Annotated in this window: 19 protein-coding genes; 11 read left to right on the top strand and 8 right to left on the bottom strand. The window is 73.7% G+C overall.

All coding sequences use genetic code 11. The features are described 5' to 3' along the window. The first annotated feature begins 300 nt into the window (after nucleotides 1–300). Entirely contained in the window at nucleotides 301–1,059 is a 759-nt protein-coding gene (locus tag EOE48_RS08165) for a 2-keto-4-pentenoate hydratase (RefSeq protein ID WP_127728301.1), read from the top strand. Between the two features lie 15 nt (nucleotides 1,060–1,074). Here the strand turns inward: EOE48_RS08165 and EOE48_RS08160 are convergent, their stop codons facing one another. Both EOE48_RS08160 and EOE48_RS08155 read right to left on the bottom strand, forming a co-directional pair. Beyond that, entirely contained in the window at nucleotides 1,075–1,758 is a 684-nt protein-coding gene (locus EOE48_RS08160) for a sigma-70 family RNA polymerase sigma factor (protein ID WP_127728300.1), read from the bottom strand. Nucleotides 1,759–1,822: 64 nt separating this feature from the next. Continuing rightward, nucleotides 1,823–2,908, bottom strand: a complete 1,086-nt coding sequence (locus EOE48_RS08155) for an MFS transporter (RefSeq protein WP_127728299.1) — start codon at nucleotides 2,906–2,908, stop codon at nucleotides 1,823–1,825. Nucleotides 2,909–3,241: 333 nt separating this feature from the next. Here EOE48_RS08155 and EOE48_RS08150 point away from each other — a divergent pair, with 333 nt between their 5' ends. Continuing rightward, the gene (locus EOE48_RS08150) at nucleotides 3,242–4,255 is read left to right on the top strand and encodes an aldo/keto reductase (RefSeq protein ID WP_127728298.1); all 1,014 of its coding nucleotides are present in this window, start codon (nucleotides 3,242–3,244) and stop codon (nucleotides 4,253–4,255) included. Nucleotides 4,256–4,410: 155 nt separating this feature from the next. Continuing rightward, entirely contained in the window at nucleotides 4,411–4,749 is a 339-nt protein-coding gene (locus EOE48_RS08145; RefSeq protein WP_127728297.1) for an SWIB/MDM2 domain-containing protein, read from the top strand. A 25-nt stretch (nucleotides 4,750–4,774) separates the two neighbouring features. Here the strand turns inward: EOE48_RS08145 and EOE48_RS08140 are convergent, their stop codons facing one another. Then, nucleotides 4,775–6,157, bottom strand: coding sequence for an MFS transporter (locus EOE48_RS08140; RefSeq protein WP_127728296.1), 1,383 nt, complete (start codon nucleotides 6,155–6,157; stop codon nucleotides 4,775–4,777). A 267-nt stretch (nucleotides 6,158–6,424) separates the two neighbouring features. After that, on the bottom strand, nucleotides 6,425–6,634 hold the full coding sequence (locus tag EOE48_RS30460) for a YjiS-like domain-containing protein (protein ID WP_127728295.1): 210 nt from the start codon (nucleotides 6,632–6,634) through the stop codon (nucleotides 6,425–6,427). A gap of 129 nt (nucleotides 6,635–6,763) precedes the next feature. Between EOE48_RS30460 and EOE48_RS08130 the strand changes: the two genes are divergently transcribed. Next, complete coding sequence (locus EOE48_RS08130) at nucleotides 6,764–7,459, top strand: ArsR/SmtB family transcription factor (RefSeq protein ID WP_127728294.1); 696 nt, start codon at nucleotides 6,764–6,766, stop codon at nucleotides 7,457–7,459. A 4-nt stretch (nucleotides 7,460–7,463) separates the two neighbouring features. Here EOE48_RS08130 and EOE48_RS08125 read toward each other — a convergent pair whose 3' ends face one another. Together EOE48_RS08125 and EOE48_RS08120 are read right to left on the bottom strand one after the other, a co-directional pair. Continuing rightward, nucleotides 7,464–8,948, bottom strand: a complete 1,485-nt coding sequence (locus EOE48_RS08125; RefSeq protein ID WP_127728293.1) for a M48 family metalloprotease — start codon at nucleotides 8,946–8,948, stop codon at nucleotides 7,464–7,466. A 9-nt stretch (nucleotides 8,949–8,957) separates the two neighbouring features. Next, the gene (locus EOE48_RS08120) at nucleotides 8,958–9,758 is read right to left on the bottom strand and encodes a DNA-binding protein (protein WP_127728292.1); all 801 of its coding nucleotides are present in this window, start codon (nucleotides 9,756–9,758) and stop codon (nucleotides 8,958–8,960) included. 140 nt (nucleotides 9,759–9,898) lie between these two features. Here EOE48_RS08120 and EOE48_RS08115 point away from each other — a divergent pair, with 140 nt between their 5' ends. Together EOE48_RS08115 and olsB are read left to right on the top strand one after the other, a co-directional pair. Further along, the gene (locus EOE48_RS08115; protein WP_127728291.1) at nucleotides 9,899–10,294 is read left to right on the top strand and encodes a DUF2267 domain-containing protein; all 396 of its coding nucleotides are present in this window, start codon (nucleotides 9,899–9,901) and stop codon (nucleotides 10,292–10,294) included. Between the two features lie 167 nt (nucleotides 10,295–10,461). Continuing rightward, complete coding sequence (olsB, locus tag EOE48_RS08110) at nucleotides 10,462–11,451, top strand: l-ornithine N(alpha)-acyltransferase (RefSeq protein WP_127728290.1); 990 nt, start codon at nucleotides 10,462–10,464, stop codon at nucleotides 11,449–11,451. A 9-nt stretch (nucleotides 11,452–11,460) separates the two neighbouring features. Here olsB and EOE48_RS08105 read toward each other — a convergent pair whose 3' ends face one another. Then, the gene (locus EOE48_RS08105) at nucleotides 11,461–12,708 is read right to left on the bottom strand and encodes an FAD-dependent monooxygenase (RefSeq protein WP_127728289.1); all 1,248 of its coding nucleotides are present in this window, start codon (nucleotides 12,706–12,708) and stop codon (nucleotides 11,461–11,463) included. Nucleotides 12,709–12,851: 143 nt separating this feature from the next. Between EOE48_RS08105 and tesB the strand changes: the two genes are divergently transcribed. The 5 genes from tesB to EOE48_RS08080 all read left to right on the top strand — a co-directional run bounded on the left by tesB (nucleotide 12,852) and on the right by EOE48_RS08080 (nucleotide 17,753). Further along, complete coding sequence (gene tesB / locus EOE48_RS08100) at nucleotides 12,852–13,727, top strand: acyl-CoA thioesterase II (protein WP_127728288.1); 876 nt, start codon at nucleotides 12,852–12,854, stop codon at nucleotides 13,725–13,727. 259 nt (nucleotides 13,728–13,986) lie between these two features. Next, nucleotides 13,987–14,325 (top strand): P-II family nitrogen regulator, encoded by a 339-nt coding sequence (locus EOE48_RS08095; RefSeq protein WP_127728287.1) that lies wholly within the window; start codon nucleotides 13,987–13,989, stop codon nucleotides 14,323–14,325. Between the two features lie 68 nt (nucleotides 14,326–14,393). Beyond that, nucleotides 14,394–15,899 (top strand): ammonium transporter, encoded by a 1,506-nt coding sequence (locus EOE48_RS08090; RefSeq protein WP_127728286.1) that lies wholly within the window; start codon nucleotides 14,394–14,396, stop codon nucleotides 15,897–15,899. Nucleotides 15,900–16,185: 286 nt separating this feature from the next. Next, entirely contained in the window at nucleotides 16,186–17,166 is a 981-nt protein-coding gene (locus EOE48_RS08085; RefSeq protein WP_246154045.1) for a TorF family putative porin, read from the top strand. 134 nt (nucleotides 17,167–17,300) lie between these two features. After that, nucleotides 17,301–17,753, top strand: coding sequence for a PaaI family thioesterase (locus EOE48_RS08080; RefSeq protein ID WP_425463636.1), 453 nt, complete (start codon nucleotides 17,301–17,303; stop codon nucleotides 17,751–17,753). On the opposite strand, the gene EOE48_RS08075 is transcribed toward EOE48_RS08080, so the two are convergent. Next, the gene (locus tag EOE48_RS08075; RefSeq protein WP_127728285.1) at nucleotides 17,750–18,535 is read right to left on the bottom strand and encodes a HesA/MoeB/ThiF family protein; all 786 of its coding nucleotides are present in this window, start codon (nucleotides 18,533–18,535) and stop codon (nucleotides 17,750–17,752) included. The genes EOE48_RS08080 and EOE48_RS08075 overlap by 4 nt on opposite strands. Between the last annotated feature and the right edge of the window lie 3 nt (nucleotides 18,536–18,538).

Raw genomic sequence — 18,538 nt, 5'->3', positions numbered from 1 at the left:
GACCACGAGACCTCTATGGGCCGGGATTTTCCGGCGCAAGCCGCGCCCGCGATGCCCGCATGGGACGGACCGATGGGGCCGAGAGCGCCGGTCGCGGCTTCGGGAGCCGCGTTGCCGCCGGACCATCCAGGCGGCCAAGCAGATTTCGCAAAAGTGGCAGCCGGTTTTGCGGCAAGAATCTGCGGCAGGACAAACATCTCAGCGGACGAAGCGTTGGCCTGCCAACGCAAGTCTGCTTAGACTCGACGCGGCCGGGCGGGCCGCTCCCGGCGACGCGCCCGTCCCCGTCCGGATCCCCGCATGACCGATTTCGACCCGAATCCCGCCGCCGACTTCCTGCTGGAGGCCCGCCGCACCGGCGCGCGGCCGGCGGACCTGCCGGAGGCGTGCCGCCCGCGGACCGAGGCGCAGGCCCGCGCGGTGCAGGACGCGGTCGCCCGGCGGCTCGGGCCGGTGGTGGCGTGGAAGGTCGGGGCGCCGGGCCCGGCGGCGACGCCGAACCGGGCGCCGCTGCATGCCGGTACGGTCAGCGAGGCCGACACCCTGCCGGCCTCGCGGTTCGCCGTCATCGGGGCCGAGGCCGAGATCGCCTACCGGCTCGGCCGCGACCTCCCGCCGGAGGGCGGACCCTACGACCGCGAGACAGTGCTGGCGGCGGTCGCGGCCCTGCACCCGGTGATCGAGATCGCCGACACCCGCTTCTCGGCCTTCGGCGCCGCCGACCCGCTGAGCCAGCGCGCCGACCAGCAGAACCACGGCGCCCTGGTGATCGGCCCGGCCCTGGCCGAGTGGCGCGGCCTCGACCCGCAGACCCAGCCGGTGCGGCTGCGGATCGACGGCCGGGTCGTCCACGACGGCGTCGGCGGCAACGTGGCGGGCGATCCGGTGCGGCTCCTGGTCTGGCTCGCCAACGAGGGCGCGGCCTCCCTCGGCGGGCTGAAGGCAGGTCAGGTCGTCACCACCGGGTCGTGCATCGGCACGATCTTCGTCGATCCCGGCGCGAGGATCGAGGCCGAGATGCCGGGTCTCGGTGAGGTCGCCGTGACGGTGACGGCGTGACGGCCTGCCGCGCCGTCAGCCGAGCAGTTCGGTCAGCCGGGCGCGGGCGCGGTTGATGCGGCTCTTCACGGTGCCGACCCGGCACGCCATCGCGACCGCGATGTCCTCGTAGGACAGGTCGTGCACCGCCGAGAGCAGCAGCGCCTCGCGCTGGTCGGGCCCGAGCCGGTCGAGGGCGTCCTGCATCGCCAGCAGGTCGAGATTGGCCTCCTGGGCCGGCAGGGCGATCAGCCGGGCGGCGTGCACGCCGTCGGAATCCGCCACCTCGCGGGTCCGCTTCTGATACTCGGAATAGAAGCTGTTGCGCAGGATCGTGTAGAGCCACGCGTCGAGGTTGGTGCCGGGCTCGAACCGGGCCCGGTTCTGCCACGCCTTCAGCAGGGTCTCCTGCACGAGGTCGTCGGCGCGGCTCGGATCGTGCGCGAGGGTCAGGGCGCGCCGGCGCAGGCGCGGCGCCGCGTCGAGCAGGTCGCGCCCGAAGGCGTCGGCGTCGCCCTCCGCGAGGCCGGCCAGCGCCGCCGTCAGCCGCTCCAGCACCGCCCCGAGGCCCGACGACAGCGGCACCGCCTCGATCGCCCCGTAGGCTGCCCGCAAATGGGCGGCGAGGTGCATCTGGATCCCGCCGGGCAGGCCAGGCCGCGGATCCGGCAGGGGATCCTGCGGATCGGCCGATGGGGAGGCGGGGAGAGGGCGTGCCATGGCGAAGTCCGGTGGGGGGCGGGCTTTCGCACTTCGCGCCGGGCCGGACAATCGGCCGAACGCACTAATTCGGCTGGTGCGGGCGCACCAGATCGAGCCTTGCCGTTACGGCATCCCGGCTGGTCCCGTCCGGGTCCCGCCGGAGCGAGAGGGCGAGCGGAATCGCCGGCACGCACAGGGCCGCCATGACCCAGAACGCGCCCGGGCCGAGGGCGGCGTAGAGGGCGCCCGCGGCCAGCGTCAGCCCGGCGGCGGCCAGCCCGAGGCCGACGCTGCCGTAGAGGGTCAGGGCCGTGGCGGCGAGGTGGGGCGGGACGGTGTCGGCGATCCGGCGCAGGCAGGCGAGGTGCAGGAGCGCGAAGGTGGCGCCGTGCAGGGCCTGGGCGGCCGCGACCGCCGGCAGCGCGGCGGTCAGGGCCATGACCGACCAGCGCAGGATCCCGGCCGCCGCCGCGAGCGCCAGCGCCCGGCCGGGGCCGAGCCGGTCGAGCAGGGGCGGCCCGAGGACGAGGAACACCGCGACCTCGGCGGCGACCGCCTCGGCCCAGAGCAGGCCGATCCAGGCCGGGCTCACCCCGGCCTCGCGCCAGCGGATCACCGCGAAGGCGTCGTGGACCGCGTGGCTGCCGATCACCAGGGCGGCGGCGAGCACGAGGCGCAGGAACCCGCCCGAGCGCAGCAGGCGCACGGCGGCGGTGCCGACCTGCCCGGCCACGAGGCCGGCGGCGAGGCTCGCGGCGATGAAGGCGGCAGAACCGGCCCCGCGCAGGTGGCCGTAGGCGAAGCGGCCCGCGGCCGCCGCCGGCAGCGCCAGGGCGTCGGCGAGGGGCGCCAGCGGCGCCGAGGCCGCCGCGTAGAGGATCCCGACCGCGAGCAGGGCGGGAAAGCCGTGCCCGGCCAGGAACGCGAGGGTCGCGCCGGCGGTGAGCACCCCGCAGGCGGCGAGGACGCCCCGCCCCGCCCCGCGCCGGTCGGCGAGGCGCCCGGCAAGGGGCCCGGCGAGCAGCCGCACTCCTGTACCGGCGGCGAGCACGAGGCCGATCGCCCGGGGGTCGAGCCCGCGCTCGGCCAGGAAGGCGGGCAGGAACGGCGACACCATCCCGTAGCCGCCGTAGAGCCCGGCGAAGGCGAGGAGGAAGCGCGGCGGCATCGGCGGCTCCGGCGGCCGCCGGAGGCGCGGCGTCCCGCCGGAGGGGCGACCCGCCGGCGGGAGGAAGCCTACAGCAGCCCGGCCCCGGGCGGGTGCTCCCGCCCGGTTTCGGACGAGACGGCGGCGCCGAGGCCGAGCACGAGGGCGACGGACCCGGCGAGGGCGAGGGAGAGCGCGGCGATGAACATGACGCCACTCTCGCCACGGCGTGCTTAACGCGAGCTTGACGCGGGAGCCGCGGGATGTGGTGAATGGGGGAAGAACCCCGGCATCCACAGGCTTCGGCGCGCCGCCGCCGGAGGCCACGCCGGCGCCATTTTCGGAGGAACCGCCATGGAGTACCGCACGCTCGGCCGATCGGGCCTGAAGGTGTCGCCGCTATGCCTCGGCACGATGATGTTCGGCGGCCAGACCCCCGACGACGAGGCGGCGCGGATCGTCGCCGACGCGCGCGACCAGGGCCTCAACTTCATCGACACCGCGGACGTCTACAACGACGGCCGCTCGGAGGAGGTGGTCGGCCGCGCCATCGCGGCGGAGCGCGACGCCTGGGTCGTCGCCACCAAGGTGGCGAACGCGATGGGGCCGGGGCCGAACGACCGCGGCCTGTCGCGCGGCCACGTCCTGCGCGCCTGCGAGGCGAGCCTGAAGCGCCTCGGCACCGATCGGATCGACCTGTACTACCTGCACAAGGAGGACCACGCGACGCCGCTCGACGAGACGGTGCGGGCGCTGGAGCACCTGGTCCGGGCCGGCAAGGTCCTGCATGTCGGGGTCTCCAACCACCGGGCGTGGCGGGTGGCGGAGATCTGCCGGCTGTGCGACGAGGCCGGCATCGACCGGCCGGTGGCGAGCCAGCCGTACTACAACGCCCTCAACCGGATGCCGGAGGTCGAGCACCTGCCGGCCTGCGCCCATTTCGGCCTCGGGGTGGTGCCCTACTCGCCCCTCGCCCGCGGCGTGCTGACCGCCAAGTACCGGCCGGGCGAGGCGCCGCCGGAGGGCACCCGGGCCGGGCGCGGCGACACCCGGATGATGCAGACCGAGTGGCGGCCCGAGAGCCTCGCCATCGCGCAGGAGATCCGCGCCCATGCCGAGGCCCGCGGCGCCAGCCCGGGCGACTTCGCGGTGGCCTGGGTGCTCAACAACCGCGCGGTGACCTCGGTCATCGCCGGTCCGCGCACCTTCGCGCAGTGGCAGGCCTATGCCGGGGCGCTGGCCTACCGCTTCACCGCCGAGGACGAGGCCCTGGTCGACCGCCTCGTCCCGGCCGGGCATCCCTCGACGCCGGGCTTCAACGATCCGGCCTATCCCCTCGAGGGGCGGTCGACCTGGACGGGGGCGTGACCGCGCCCCTGCGACTGGCATGTGGACGGCGGTGCCTCGGGCGCGATTTTTCCCTTTGGAACGCCCTGGGCACGGCTTAGTTGTTGGTGCTACGCGTTCTGATGTGGCGGTCGCCCGTTTTCCGGGGCCGCGGACCAAGTGTCGGAGGAACCCCGATGGCGACGAAGACGACCAAGAAAGAGGCGCCGAAGGCCGACGAGACCGAAGGCAAGGCGAAGGCCAAGAAGGTCGCGGCGCCGAAGTCCGGCGACAAGCCGAACGCCCTTCAGAAGCCGCTGCAGCCGACCCCCGAGCTCGCCGCCATCGTCGGCTCCAGCCCGCTGCCGCGGGGCGAGGTCGTCAGCAAGGTCTGGGACTACATCCGCAAGCACAACCTGCAGAACCCCGAGAACAAGCGCGAGATCCTCGCCGACGATCACCTCAAGAAGGTGTTCGGCAAGGACAAGGCGACGATGTTCGAGATGAACAAGTACCTCGCCCAGCACCTGAAGTAGGCGCCGGCGACGCCGGACGCCGCCGTCACGGCCGCGTCCGCCGCCCGACCCGCAGCGTGCTCGCCAGCGCCCCGACCCCCGACAGGGCGGCGGCGAGCCACAGGGCGGTGATCGTGCCGGCGGTGTGGGCGAGGCCGAAGATCACCGCCACCACCGCCGCCCCGAGCGACTGGCCGAGCAGGCGCGCGGTCGATTGCATGCCGCTGGCGCCGCCGCTGCGCTCGCGCGGGGCGCTGGTGATGATGACCTTGTTGTTGGGCGCCTGGAACAGCCCGAAGCCGAGGCCGCAGACGGTCAGGCGCCAGGCGATGGCGGCGGTCGAGGGATCGGGCGGCAGTGTCGCCATCAGGGCCAGCCCCACCGCCAGCACCGCGAGCCCGATGCCGCCGAGCAGGCCCGGCGGGTAGCGGTCGGCGAGGCGCCCGGAGATCGGCGCGACGACCGCGATGGCGATCGGCCACGGCGTCATCAGGAAGCCGGTCTCGATGCTGGAGCGGTGCAGCACGTCCTGGAAGTAGAACGGCAGCGCGACGTAGGCCATCATCTGGGCCGAGAAGGCGCAGACCGACGACACCATCGACAGGGCGAAGACCCGGATCCGCAAGAGGTCGACCGGCAGCAGCGGCGCCGGCAGCCGGAGCTGGGTCCACACGAAGGCGGTCCCGACCCCGAGGGCGCCGGCGAGCGCCGCGACGGCGAGCCGCTGCCCGGCCGGGTCGCCGAGCCCGTCGACCCCGGTGATGAGCAGGCAGAAGAACACCGCGTTGAGCACGGCGCTGAGGCCGTCGAAGCGCGCGCCGCTCAGCGGCGTCGCCGGCAGGGTGCGGGCCGCCACCAGCAGGGCCGCGACGCCGAGGGGCCCGTTGACGAGGAACAGCCACGGCCAGGACGCCACGGCGAGAATCGCCGAGGCGACGGTCGGCCCGGCCGCCGAGGCGATCGCCACCATGAGCGCGACGGTGCCGACGCCCTGCCCGATCATCCGCGCCGGATAGATGAAGCGCACGAGCGCGATGTTGACGCTCATGATGCCGGCCGCCCCGAGCCCCTGGGCGATGCGCGCGGCGACCAGCACCTCGAGGGAGCCGGTGAGCGCGCAGGCGAGCGAGGCCACGGTGAACAGGGCCAGCCCGCCGATATAGACCCGCTTGTAGCCGACGATATCGCCGAGGGAGGCGAGCGGCAGCAGCGCCGCGGTGACGGCGAGCTGGTAGCCGTTGGTGACGAAGATCGCGGCGCCGGGCGACACCCCGAGGTCGCGGGCGATGACCGGCAGGGCGACGTTGACGATCGCCCCGTCGAGCACCGCCATGGTCATGGCGATGCCGATCGCCAGCATCGCCCACAGCCGCTCCGCCACCGGCAGCCCGTCGGCCACCTCCGGCCGCACCCCGGCTCCGCTCGTCATCCCGGCCGTCCTCCCGCGTCACGCGGGTGCGTATCGCATCGGGTCGGCGCGTGCACCGTCCCGCGGGAGCGGGGGCGCTCTGCGCCCGGGGCACGGTTGCGCCCTGGCGCGAGGCAGGGCCCCGAGCGACCGGCAGGATCCGCCGGCCCGGGCGCAGGAGGAGCGGGTCCGGACCACCTCCTCGCTCGCGGGGCGCCGTCACCGCTCACGACGGACGACGGCTTGCCCCGGGATCAGGCCGGACGAGCCTGCCCCGACACGGGATCGTCACGGCCCACGGTGCAACCCGGCCCCGCCCGGCTTCCGCCCCGCCCCGAGCCACCGCAGATCCGCCCGCGTCAGCCCCACATCCCGCAGCAGGCGGGCGTCGAGACCCTCCAGATGGTCCCGGTCGCGCCGGCAGCGCAGCCAGCGGCGCCAGAACGGCTCGCCGGGCGGGCCGGGGAGGGGAAGTGCGGGGGGTGTCGGCGGCGCCATGCGGGGCTCCTCGTCGTCCGGTCGGGACGGGAGCCTCGCCGAAGGAGCCGCCGCGACGGTTCGGGCGTGGCCGAAGCATCGGCGGTCCGGCTCGGGTAGAAGGGTGCGGCCCGCCCCGGGAGCGCCGCCATGACCACCACCGCCGCCTTCGCGCAGATCGCCGCCCTGATGGGCGACCCGGCCCGCGCCGGGATGCTGGACGCCCTGCTCGACGGCCGGGCGCTGACCGCGGCGGAACTCGCCCGCGCCGCCGGGGTCACGCCGCAGACGGCGAGCAGCCACCTCGCCCGGCTGTCGGAGGCCGGGCTGCTCGCGGTCGAGCGGCAGGGGCGGCACCGCTACCACCGCCTCGCCTCGCCGTCGGTGGCGCGGATGATGGAGAGCGTGATGGCGGTGGCGGCCGACCGCCCGCCGCCGCGCCGCCCGGCGACCGGCCCGCGGGACCGGCGCCTGCGCCACGCCCGTACCTGCTACGACCACCTCGCGGGCCATGTCGCGGTGGCGATGGCGGACGCGATGGTGGCGCGCGGCCAGATCGACCTCGCGCCGGACGGCGGCGCCCTGACGCCGGAGGGCGCGGCCTTCCTGCGCGACCTCGGCATCGACCTCGACCGGTCGGCCGGCGGGCGGCGGGTGTTCTGCCGGCCCTGCCTCGACTGGAGCGAGCGCCGGCCGCACATCGCCGGGGTGCTCGGTGCCGCCCTGCTCGACGGCTTCCTCGCCCGCGGCTGGCTGCGCCGCCTGGAGCGCACCCGGGCGGTGGAGGTGACCCCGCCGGGGCGCCTCGCCCTCGCGCGCGCCTTCGGGATCCGCGACGGGGCGTGAGCCCCTATTCGACGACCAGCTTGTACGACTGGCCCGGCCGCACCCGGCTGCCGCGCTCCAGGCCGTTGAGCGCCTGGAACCGCTCCAGCGGGCGGTCGGGCACCACCATCCGGCGGGCGAAGTCCTCGGCGGTGTCGCCGGGCCCGGCGGTGACCACCTGGAGCCGCAGCGGCCTGAGGGCGCGCGCCTCCTCCGGGCCGACGGCGGCGAGGCTCGCCAGCCAGCGCCCAAAGGCCGGCTCCGGATCGACGCTGCCCTTGGCCGCCATGATCATCCGGAAGGTGTTGGTGCCGACCCGGATCGCCGCGAGGCGGAAGAACCACTCCTTGCCCCTCGACACCGCGGTCACGGCCGGGAAGCCGTTGACCATCCGGTTCTCGAAGCTGTCGGTCTCGATCGCGTCGTTCCAGGTCGCCTTCAGCACCTCCTCCAGCCCCTGGCCGGGATTGGTCTCGACGGCGTCGAACAGCAGGCGGCGGCTGCCCTCGGGGGTCGAGCCCAGGACCGCGCGGGCGGTGTTGTCGAGCGAAAAACCCTCCGGCGCCTCGAAGGCGATGCCGAGGCGGGGATGGATGAAGCGGTGGCCGCGGATCATGCCGTCGGCCGGATTGTCGCCGTAGGCGATGCCGTCGATCGCCGCGAGGTAGCGGGCGCGGTCGTCGGAGCCGAGGCCCGGCGCGCCGATGCGCCGGGCCGCCTGCGTCACCTGGACGATGCGCTCGGGGGTGCCCGGATGGGTCGCCAGCAGGTCGGGCTCGGCCCCGCCGGCGCCGCCGGCCCGCAGCGCCGTCGCCCGGTTGAGGGCGGTGAGGAAGCGCGAGGCGCCGAACGGGTCGTAGCCCGCCCGCGCCAGGGTGCGGACGCCGGCCTGATCGGCCTCGAATTCCTGGGCGCGGGAGAACCGCGCCAGCACGAAGCGCGACTGGTCCTGGAGCTGGGCCCCGGTCGAGGGGTCCTTCAGCACGTCGGCCACGACCTTGCTCACCAGTTCGGAGCGCAGGGCCATCTCGGTGCGGGCGCTGGCGTGGCGCAGGGTGACGTGGGCGATCTCGTGCGCCAGCACCGCGGCGAGTTCCGAGGTGTCGGAGGCGAGCGCCAGCAGGCCGCGGGTGGCGTAGAGGTGGCCGTTGGGCAGAGCGAAGGCGTTCGGCACCGGCGAATCGAGCAGCGTCACCGCGTAGGTCTCGTCCGGGCGCTCGGTGGCGCGCACGAGGCGGTCGGTGACCTCGGTGAGCAGCCGCAGGGCGGCCGGCGCCTTGTACTCGCCGCCGAACGAGGCGACGAGCTTGGCGTGGTCGGCATCGGCCGCCGGCCGCTCGCGCCCGGTGGTGCGCGGCGCCTCGGACGGCACCGCGACCGCCACCGGCGCCAGCGGGGCGCCCTGGTCGCCGGCGCAGGCGGCCAGAAGCACCGCCAGGACGGGCGGCACCAGCGAGGCTGGCGCCAGCCTCGCTGGTGCCGGCAGGATGCGCGGGAAGGGCCGGTCCATCGCGATACGTCAGCGCCGCTGCGCCTGCTCCTCGTCCAGCAACTCGATCATCTCGGCCGCCCCCAGGTCGAGGACCGGCCCGCGCCACAGTTCGACGGTGCCGCGTGCCCGCACCCGGCGCCCCCGGAGCGCGGCCGCAGTCAAACCACGTCCGGCCAGGATCCGCCAAGTGCGCTTTTGCATCGTGACGGAGAGACCGTCCTCGCCGAAGGGGGCGAAGTTGAGATAGGTGCGCCGCTCGCGCTCGCCGACGCTGCGCACCCGGCCCTCGACGACCACGAATCGCCCGGCCGCGGCGGCGATTCGCGCGGCGTCGTCCGCCGGCAGCACGGCGGTCGCCGCCCACAGCCCCCTCCCCTGCCGCCGCGCCGCGGCCTCGATCGCCAGCAGGCCCGGCCGGCACAGGGCGTCGGCCTCGCCGGCATCGACCACCGCCAGCCCCGCCGCCACGAGGCCGCCGGCGAGGTCGACCGGCTCGCCCGCGTCCGCCGTCGCGGCGTCGAGGGCGATCCGGCCCCAGCGGTCCGGCACGGTGGCCTCCCGGGTCGCCAGCGCCCGGCCGCGCAGGGCGAGCAGCCACGCGCGCGCCGCCGCCGCGAGAGCCGGGTCGTCGGGGAGGCGCAGGCCGTCGAGCCGCCCGCGCCGCCCCGATTCGAGGGCGAGGTCGCCGTGGCCGTCGACGGCGACGAGCCGGTCCTGCCGGGCGGCCCTCTGGGCGCAGGGCCCCGACGCGCGAGGGGTCTGGGCCTGCGCCGCCCCGGCGAGCAGGCAGGCCGCCGCGATGGATGCCACCCGTCCGGTCCCCGCCATCGGTCGCCTCCCGTCATGACCCAAGGTTAGCGCGAATCCGGCCGACGGTCGCGGGCCGGACGGCGCGGATCACGCGCCTTGATTTCCCGTCCGGCTTCGCGGCAAGACCGCGGGGCGCTTGCCATGAGCGGGAGACCCAGATGGAAGAGCTTGTTGCCCGGGTGACGCAGGCCACGGGACTGGACGCGACCACGGCCCAGAAGGCGATCGGGCTCATCCTGGCCTTCCTGCAGAAGGAGGGACCCCAGGCCGAGGTGCAGCAGCTCATCGCCGCGATGCCCGGCGCCGAGGCGGCGATCGCCCAGTCCGGCGACGGCGGCCCCGGCGAGGGCGGCGGCGGGCTGATGGGCATGCTCGGCGGCATGATGGGCGGCGGCGTGATGGCGCTCGGCCAGAAGCTGATGTCGGCCGGCGTGCCGATGGGCCAGATGCAGCCCCTCGGCCGCGAGCTGTTCGCCTACGGCCGCGAGAAGGCCGGCGAGGACGTGATGGGGCCGATCGTCGGCTCGATCCCGGGCCTGAGCCAGTTCGTGTGATCCTCCGGGGATCGCCGGAAGCGATCCACCGGACGCCGAACGACCCGCGCCGGTGCCCCGGCGCGGAGTGTCACAAAACCGTGCCCGCCCGCGTGGTTCTGTCGCCGTGATCGCGGCGGGCCTGTCCTCACGGCCGCACCCCTCGACGCCGCCCGGGATGCCAGACCATGGTTCCGTTCCTCACCCCCGGCGACGCGCACGCGCCGTTCTCGCGCCTGTTTCCGCGGCCGGGATCCGGCGAGGGCATCCTGCTGCGTCCGCCGGCCGCGCCGGCGCGGCTGTTTCCGCGGCTCAAGCGCCCGGACCTGCTCGGGCTCGACCCGGTGCTCGGCCGCATCGGCTCGCTCGAGGTGCGCCTCGCCACCCGGCCCCGGGAGGTCAAGCGGGCCCAGCGCCTGCGCTACCGGGTGTTCTACGAGGAGATGGCCGCGGTCCCGACCGGCCTCGCGATGCTCAAGCGCCGGGACGTCGACGAGTACGACGCGGTCTGCGACCACCTGCTGGTCATCGACCACGCGGCGACCGAGGCCAAGCCCTTCGCCCAACCCTTCGCCAAGCCGTTCCGCAAGCCGCGGCCGATGATCGTCGGCACCTACCGGCTCCTGCGCCAGGACCAGGCCGACCGGAATTTCGGCTTCTACAGCGCCGGCGAGTACGACATCGCCCCGGTGCTGGCGGCCAACCGCGGCAAGCGCGTGCTGGAACTCGGCCGCTCCTGCGTGCTCAAGCCCTACCGCACCAAGCGCACGGTCGAGCTCCTGTGGCACGGCATCTGGACCTACGTGCTGCACCATCGCATCGACGCGATGTTCGGCTGCGCCAGCCTGGAAGGAACGGACCCCGACCGGCTCGCCCTGCCGCTGAGCTTCCTGCATCACTACGCCCGCGCCCCCGAGGCGTGGCGCGCCCGCGCCCTGCCGGAGCGCCACGTCGCGATGGACCGCCTCGACCGCGGGGCGATCGACCCGCGCATGGCGCTCCAGTCGCTGCCGCCGCTGATCAAGGGCTACCTGCGCGTCGGCGCCACCTTCGGCGACGGCGCGGTGGTGGACCGGCAGTTCGGCACCACCGACGTGTTCGTGGTGCTGCCGGTCGAGGCGATCGCGCCGCGCTACGTCGGGCATTTCGGCGCGAGCGCCGACCGGCACGCGGCCTGAGCGCGGCGACTACAACGCCTCGCCGCGCATCAGCCGCGGCGGGGTGCCGCGCAGGCCGGCGGCCTCGCGCACGAACAGGCGCTTGAGGCCGGGCAGGCGGTCGACGAGGCCGAGGCCGACGTCGCGGGCGAGGCGCACCGGCAGGGCGTCGGTGGAGAAAAGGCGGTTGAGCCCGTCGGTCGCCGCGCCCATCGCCAGGGCGTCGAAGCGGCGGGCGCGCTCGTAATCCTCGCGCACGTCCGGGCTGCCCGGATCGAGACCGAGGCGCAGGGCGTCGGCGAGGATCTCGGCGAGCGCGGCGGCGCTGCGCAGGCCGAGATTGAGGCCCTGGCCGGCGATCGGGTGGACGACGTGGGCGGCGTCGCCGAGCAGCAGCAGCCGCGGCGCGCCGAAGCGGCGGGCGATGCCGAAGGCGAGCGGATGGGCGTGGGGCGCGTCCTCGAGGGCGAGCCGCCCGAGCACCGGGCCGAAGCGCCGCTCGACCTCGCGCAGCACCTCGTCGGGGCCGCCACCGAGGAGTGCGGGCAGGTCGGCCCGCCGCTCGGTCCAGACGATCGACGAGCGGTGGCCGAGCGACCCGCCGGGGACGAGCGGCAGGGTCGCGAACGGGCCCGACGGCAGGAAGTGCTCGTAGGCCCTGCCCTCGTGGTCGCGCTCGTGCGCCACCGTCGCGACGACGCCCGATTGCGGATAGGACCAGCCGACCCAGCCGATGCCGGCCGCCTCGCGCAGGCGCGAGCGGGCGCCGTCCGCCGCGACCACGAGGGCGGCGCGCAGGGCCCGCCCGTCGGCGAGCGTCGCGGTGATGCCGGCGGCATCCGCCCGCGCGGACGAGACCGGGACCGGTTCGAGGGCGACACCGGCCGCCGCGCAGGCGTGGCGCAGGGCGTCGAGCAGGCCCGGCCCCTCGATCATGTGGGCGAAGGGCTCGCCCGCCTCGACCTCGCCGCCGAAGGTGAGGAAGACCGGCCGCACCGGGTCGGCGACGCGGCTGTCGGTGATGACCATCTCGCGGATGACCTGGGCGCGGGGCGCCACCGTCTCCCACACGCCGAGGCGTCCCAGCATCCGCCGGGCGCCGGCCGCCACCGCGTAGGCGCGGTTCGGCCCCGGCCCGCTGCGGGCGAAGGCGGGGTCGCAGACCGTGAGCCCGACCGCCTCGCCGAGCGCCTGCCGCAGGGCCAGCGCGAGGGACAGCCCGGGCAGGCCGCCGCCCGCCACGATGATCTCCCGCGCCGGCCGAGTCCGCCCCACCATGTTCCCTCCGGTTCCGTGCCGCACCTTGCGGTGCCGTCGGCATAGCACGGCGCCGCGCCGTCCGGGCCGTCGGCTTGACGCATCGCGGCCCCCCGCTCCAGATCGGCGCAGGGTACGGTGCGGCGCACACGGGAGACCACGCAGTGAAGGCGGTCGACGAACTTCTCGCCATCCTCGATCTGGAGCAGCTGGAGCAGAACCTGTTCCGCGGCCGCTCGCCGAAGGACCGCTGGCAGCGGGTGTTCGGCGGCCAGGTCATCGGGCAGGCCCTCGTCGCCGCCACCCGCACGGTCGCGCCGGAGCGCCGGCCGCACTCGCTGCACGGCTACTTCCTGCTCGGCGGCGACCCGAAGGTGCCGATCGTCTACGAGGTCGACCGCATCCGCGACGGCCGCAGCTTCACCACCCGCCGCGTCGTCGCGATCCAGCACGGCCGGGCGATCTTCTCGATGTCGGCCTCGTTCCACCTCGAGGAGCCCGGCCTCGCCCACCAGATGCCGATGCCGGCGGTGCCGACGCCCGAGGAGCTGGAGGGCGAGACCGCCCTGAAGGCGACGATGATGGCGCGGATGCCCGACCCGGTGCGGGCGTATTTCGAGCGCGAGCGGCCGATCGAGCTGCGCCCGGTCGAGATCGAGCGCTACGCCTCGCCGGAGAAGCGCGACCCGCGCTTCCACGTCTGGATCCGGGCGACCGCGCCGCTGCCCGACGACCCGGCGGTGCACCAGAGCATCCTCGCCTACGCCTCCGACATGACGCTGCTCGACACCTCGCTCATCGCCCACGGCCGCACGGTGTTCGAGAGCGCGATCCAGCCGGCGAGCCTCGACCACGCCCTGTGGTTCCACCGCCCGTTCCGCGCCGACGAGTGGCTGCTCTACGCGCAGGACAGCCCGAGCGCCTCGGGCGCCCGCGGCTTCTCGCGCGGGCTGATCTTCACCCGCGACGGCACCCTCGTGGCTTCCGTGACACAGGAGGGCATGATCCGCGAGCGGCGCGAGGCCCCGCCGGAGCCGTGAACTCCCGTCCGTGCCGCCAATCTGCCCACTCGTTATTCAAATGATGAATTTCTGACCGATTTTGCCTGCCCGGACGGCGTCTTTCTCCGCAAACGGCCCAGGAACCGGGCAGGCCATCGATCTCCTTCGGAACGGGCCCTGGCACAGTCCTTGATACGGGCGCCGCATCGGTGGCGCGCTGTCCGGGCGTTGCGCCGAACCACGAGCCGCCGCGCGACCGCGCGGGCAGCCCGGGCCAATCCGAAAGGGGGCACGACCCATGAAGATCGTCATGGCCATCATCAAGCCGTTCAAGCTGGAGGAGGTGCGCGACGCCCTGACCAGCATTGGCGTGCACGGCCTGACCGTGACCGAAGTGAAGGGCTACGGACGGCAGAAGGGACACACCGAGATCTACCGCGGCGCCGAGTACGCCGTGAGCTTCCTGCCGAAGCTCAAGATCGAGGTCGCGGTCGCCGTCGACCTCGTCAGCAACGTCGTCGACGCCATTGCGGCGGCCGCCCGCACCGGCCAGATCGGCGACGGCAAGATCTTCGTCCTTCCGCTGGAGAAGGCCGTCCGCATCCGCACCGGCGAGACCGACGCCGACGCCCTGTGATCCGCGGCGCCGGTGATCCCGGCGCGCTCCCCAACCCCCGTCAAGACCCTCTCGGGAGTTCCGTTCCCATGAAGCTTCGTCACCTCCTGGCTGCCGGACTGGGAGGCGCCGTCCTGGCGCTGGCCCTGGTCGAGCCGTCCCTGGCGCAGACGCCGACCGTGGAGGCACCGGCCGCCGCCGCGGCGGCGGCGCCGGTGCCCAACAAGGGCGACACCGCCTGGATGCTGATCTCGACGGCGCTCGTGCTGATGATGTCGGTGCCCGGCCTCGCCCTGTTCTACGGCGGGCTGGTGCGCACCAAGAACATGCTGTCGCTGCTGACCCAGGTCTTCGCCATCGTCAGCGTCGCCGCCCTGCTCTGGGTGTTCTACGGCTACAGCCTCTCCTTCACCAACGGCGGCGGCATCAACGACTTCGTCGGCGGGTTCTCGAAGGCGTTCCTGAAGGGCGTCGACGCCAACTCCACGGTCGCCACCTTCTCCAACGGCGTCGTCATCCCCGAATACGTCTATCTGTGCTTCCAGATGACGTTCGCGATGATCACCCCGGCACTCATCGTCGGCGCCTTCGCCGAGCGGATGAAGTTCTCGGCCCTGCTGCTGTTCAGCGTGCTGTGGCTGACCTTCATCTACTTCCCGATGGCGCACATGGTCTGGTACTGGGGCGGTCCCGATGCGGTCGGCAACGCCGCCAAGGCGCTCGCCGCGGCGACCGACGAGGCCTCCAAGAAGGCGGCCCAGGACGCGCTGGACGCCGTCAACGCCGATGCCGGCCTGCTGTTCAAGTGGGGCGCCCTCGACTTCGCCGGCGGCACCGTGGTGCACATCAACGCGGGCATCGCCGGCATCGTCGGCTGCCTGCTGATCGGCAAGCGCATCGGCTACGGCCGCGACCTGCTCGCCCCGCACTCGCTGACCATGACGATGATCGGCGCCTCGCTGCTGTGGGTAGGCTGGTTCGGCTTCAACGCCGGCTCGAACCTCGAGGCCAACGGCTCGGCGGCGCTCGCCATGCTCAACACCTTCGTGGCCACCGCCGCGGCGGCCGTGTCCTGGCTGTTCGTGGAATGGGCCGCCAAGGGCAAGCCGTCGCTGCTCGGCATGCTGTCGGGCGCGGTCGCCGGCCTCGTCGCCGTCACCCCGGCCTGCGGCTTCGCCGGCCCGATGGGCTCGATCGTCCTCGGCCTCGTCGCCGGCGCGGTCTGCTTCGTGATGTGCTCCACGGTCAAGAACGCCATCGGGTACGACGACTCCCTCGACGTGTTCGGCGTGCACTGCGTCGGCGGCATCATCGGGGCGCTGGCCACCGGCATCCTGGTCAACCCGGCTCTCGGCGGCGTCGGCGTCCCCGACTACGCGACGAAGCCCGGCGAGCTCGTCGCCGCCGCCTACGAGTTCGGCCCGGCCTTCCTGGCCCAGGCCAAGGCGGTCGGCTTCACGGTCCTGTGGTCCGGCATCGGCTCGGCGATCCTGTTCAAGCTGGTCGACGTGCTGATCGGCCTGCGGGTGACCGCCGACGAGGAGCGCGAAGGCCTCGACGTCGCCGATCACGGCGAGCGCGCCTACAACTACTGATCGACGCCTCTCCCCCAGCGTCAGCGGGCTCCGGTGCTACGGCACCGGGGCCCTTTTTGTTGCCCGATTCGGCAGGCGGAGCCCCGGCGCCTCCCGGGACGGCACTCTCACGCCCGAAGGTCCCGCCGGGACCCCGCGAAAACTGTGGCAACACTGCAACGTTTTTGCGGTGCGAACACGGACGGGGCGAAAATGCCTATCAAATGGGCAAATGCTCGAAAGTTAGTTTTGCTCGAAACGGCGGATTTCGCCACCTTGGCCGGAAAGCAAGATGGGGCCTTCCAAGATGAGTCAGCGGTTTTTCCTGAAGGGTGCAGTCGCGGCGGTGGCCGCCACCCTGAGCTTCGGTCCGGTTCTGGCGGCAGACCTCTCGACGGCCCCCAAGGTGATGCCGGCCGAGGCGAAGGCGCCGGATCCGATCATCGGCTTCTCGTGGTACTCGCAATACGCCACGGACTACAACTTCCGCGGCGTGTCGCAGTCGAACCTGCAGGGCAGCTACCAGACCTTCTTCGAGGCGCAGTTCTTCAACAACTTCGCCTATGCCGGATTCTACACCTGGCAGACCCGCCTGCCGACGCGACCCGACTTCGAGTTCGACCTCGTCGCCGGTATCCGGCCGACCTTCGACAAGCTGTCGTTCGACCTCGGCGTGATCTACTACTTCTACCCCAACGAGCAGCGCCTGTTCAACGCGGCCGGCGCCCCGCTGACCACCGCCAACACCGACTTCATCGAATACGCCGGCAAGGCGCTGTTCCAGGCGACGCCGGAACTGGCGATCGGCGCCAACGTGTTCTTCGCGCCGAACTACCTCGGCCAGCACACGAACGGCACCTACACCTCGGGCACCATCGCCTACACCCTGCCGGCCTCGTGGTTCTCGTTCCTGCCGGAGGCTTATGCCGGCGGCTTCTCGTTCTCGGGCGAGGGCGGCCACTACTTCCTCGGCGCGGCCAAGACCTCGGCGACCGGCTTCAACGCCGACATCAACCGCTTCGCCAGCTTCAACCTGCCGAGCTACAACTACGGCAACGTCGGCGTGTCCTGGTCGTACAAGAACCTGCTGGTCGATTTCCGCTTCCACACCACCGACCTGACGCCATCGCAGTGCTTCGCCCTCACCGGCGACTTCCGCGGCAACATCAACGGCGGCACCTCGCGCTGGTGCGGCGACGCCTTCATCGGCTCGATCCGCTGGCAGGCCTCGACCGCCAATCCGGGCGTCTACGCCGAGCCGGGCGGCCTGTTCAACTTCTTCAAGTAACCGGGCCGGGCTTTACGCCCGATCCCGCGACCGACGCGAAGCCCCGGAGCGATCCGGGGCTTTCGTCGTTCGGCTTCCCGGCCGCCGCGCCGGCCCCTACAGTCGCGCCCGCGCAGCCGGCCGGGGAGAACGACGTGGGCGACGAAAACGGGTTTCCGGCGGGAGAAGAGCGCGTCCGGGCGAGCTTCGCTAGGCAGGGGCTGATGCGGACGCTCGGGGCGACCCTCGGCACGGTGGCGCCGGGGTCGGTGGAGATCGCCCTCGCGCCGGGCCCCGCGGTCTCGCAGCAGCACGGCTTCGTCCATGCCGGCGCGGTGAGCGCCATCGCCGACAGCGCCGCCGGCTACGCCGCGCTGAGCCTGATGCCGCCGGGCGCCGGCGTGCTGACCACCGAGTTCAAGATCAACCTCGTGGCCCCCGCCGCCGGCGACCGCCTCGTCGCCCGCGGCCGGGTGGTGAAGGCCGGCCGCACCCTCACCCTGGCCCAGGCCGAGGTGTTTTCCGAGCGCGACGGCGCCGAGCGGCTGGTCGCCCTGCTCACCGCGACGCTGATGACGGTGCAGGGGCGCGACGGGATCGGGGATTAGCCTCCCGCCCCGCGCCCGCTCAGCGGGTTGTCCGGGTCCCAGCCGTAGCGCAGGGTCTCGAAGCGCAGCGAGCGGGCGTCGACCATCAGCAGCCGGCCGACGAGGCTGTCGCCGAAGCCGGTCAGGGCGCGGATCACCTCCAGCGCCATCAGCGAGCCCATCAGGCCGGCCAGCGCCCCGAGCACCCCGGCCTCGGCGCAGGTCGGGACCGAGCCGGCCGGGGGCGGGTTCGGAAACAGGCAGCGATAGGTCGGGTTCGGCCGCCCGTCGGCGCCGGTCTCGTGGGCGCGGATCGTGGTGAGCGAGCCGTCGAACTGGCCGAGCGCCGCCGTCACCAGCGGCCGCCCGGCCCGGTAGCAGGCATCCGACACCGCGTAGCGGGTGGAGAAGTTGTCGGAGCCGTCGGCGACGAGGTCGTAACCGGCGACCAGCGCCTCGGCGTTGCCGGCGTCGAGCCGCAGCGGGTGCGCCTCGACCCGGACGTGCGGGTTGAGCCGCGCCACCGCCTCGGCCGCGCTCTCGACCTTCGGCCGGCCGAGATCGGGCGTGCCGTGGATCACCTGCCGCTGGAGGTTCGACAGCGACACGGTGTCGTCGTCGACGATCCCGACCGTGCCGATCCCCGCCGCCGCGAGGTACTGGATCAGCGGCGCCCCGAGGCCGCCGGCCCCGATCACCAGCACCCGCGCCGCCTTGAGCCGGACCTGACCCGGGCCGCCGACCTCCCGCAGCACGATGTGGCGGGCGTAGCGCTCGATCTCGTCGGGGCTGAGACTGCTCATCGC

This window comes from Methylobacterium oryzihabitans, assembly GCF_004004555.2.
Lineage (GTDB): Bacteria > Pseudomonadota > Alphaproteobacteria > Rhizobiales > Beijerinckiaceae > Methylobacterium > Methylobacterium oryzihabitans.
This window is presented reverse-complemented; position numbering and strand designations above follow the sequence as displayed.

Coding starts and splice junctions, on each gene's coding strand:
- EOE48_RS08165 (WP_127728301.1), top strand. CDS start 301: ATGACCGATTTCGACCCGAATCCCGCCGCCGACTTCCTGCTGGAGGCC.
- EOE48_RS08160 (WP_127728300.1), bottom strand. CDS start 1,758: ATGGCACGCCCTCTCCCCGCCTCCCCATCGGCCGATCCGCAGGATCCC.
- EOE48_RS08155 (WP_127728299.1), bottom strand. CDS start 2,908: ATGCCGCCGCGCTTCCTCCTCGCCTTCGCCGGGCTCTACGGCGGCTAC.
- EOE48_RS08150 (WP_127728298.1), top strand. CDS start 3,242: ATGGAGTACCGCACGCTCGGCCGATCGGGCCTGAAGGTGTCGCCGCTA.
- EOE48_RS08145 (WP_127728297.1), top strand. CDS start 4,411: ATGGCGACGAAGACGACCAAGAAAGAGGCGCCGAAGGCCGACGAGACC.
- EOE48_RS08140 (WP_127728296.1), bottom strand. CDS start 6,157: ATGACGAGCGGAGCCGGGGTGCGGCCGGAGGTGGCCGACGGGCTGCCG.
- EOE48_RS30460 (WP_127728295.1), bottom strand. CDS start 6,634: ATGGCGCCGCCGACACCCCCCGCACTTCCCCTCCCCGGCCCGCCCGGC.
- EOE48_RS08130 (WP_127728294.1), top strand. CDS start 6,764: ATGACCACCACCGCCGCCTTCGCGCAGATCGCCGCCCTGATGGGCGAC.
- EOE48_RS08125 (WP_127728293.1), bottom strand. CDS start 8,948: ATGGACCGGCCCTTCCCGCGCATCCTGCCGGCACCAGCGAGGCTGGCG.
- EOE48_RS08120 (WP_127728292.1), bottom strand. CDS start 9,758: ATGGCGGGGACCGGACGGGTGGCATCCATCGCGGCGGCCTGCCTGCTC.
- EOE48_RS08115 (WP_127728291.1), top strand. CDS start 9,899: ATGGAAGAGCTTGTTGCCCGGGTGACGCAGGCCACGGGACTGGACGCG.
- olsB (WP_127728290.1), top strand. CDS start 10,462: ATGGTTCCGTTCCTCACCCCCGGCGACGCGCACGCGCCGTTCTCGCGC.
- EOE48_RS08105 (WP_127728289.1), bottom strand. CDS start 12,708: ATGGTGGGGCGGACTCGGCCGGCGCGGGAGATCATCGTGGCGGGCGGC.
- EOE48_RS08095 (WP_127728287.1), top strand. CDS start 13,987: ATGAAGATCGTCATGGCCATCATCAAGCCGTTCAAGCTGGAGGAGGTG.
- EOE48_RS08090 (WP_127728286.1), top strand. CDS start 14,394: ATGAAGCTTCGTCACCTCCTGGCTGCCGGACTGGGAGGCGCCGTCCTG.
- EOE48_RS08085 (WP_246154045.1), top strand. CDS start 16,186: ATGAGTCAGCGGTTTTTCCTGAAGGGTGCAGTCGCGGCGGTGGCCGCC.
- EOE48_RS08075 (WP_127728285.1), bottom strand. CDS start 18,535: ATGAGCAGTCTCAGCCCCGACGAGATCGAGCGCTACGCCCGCCACATC.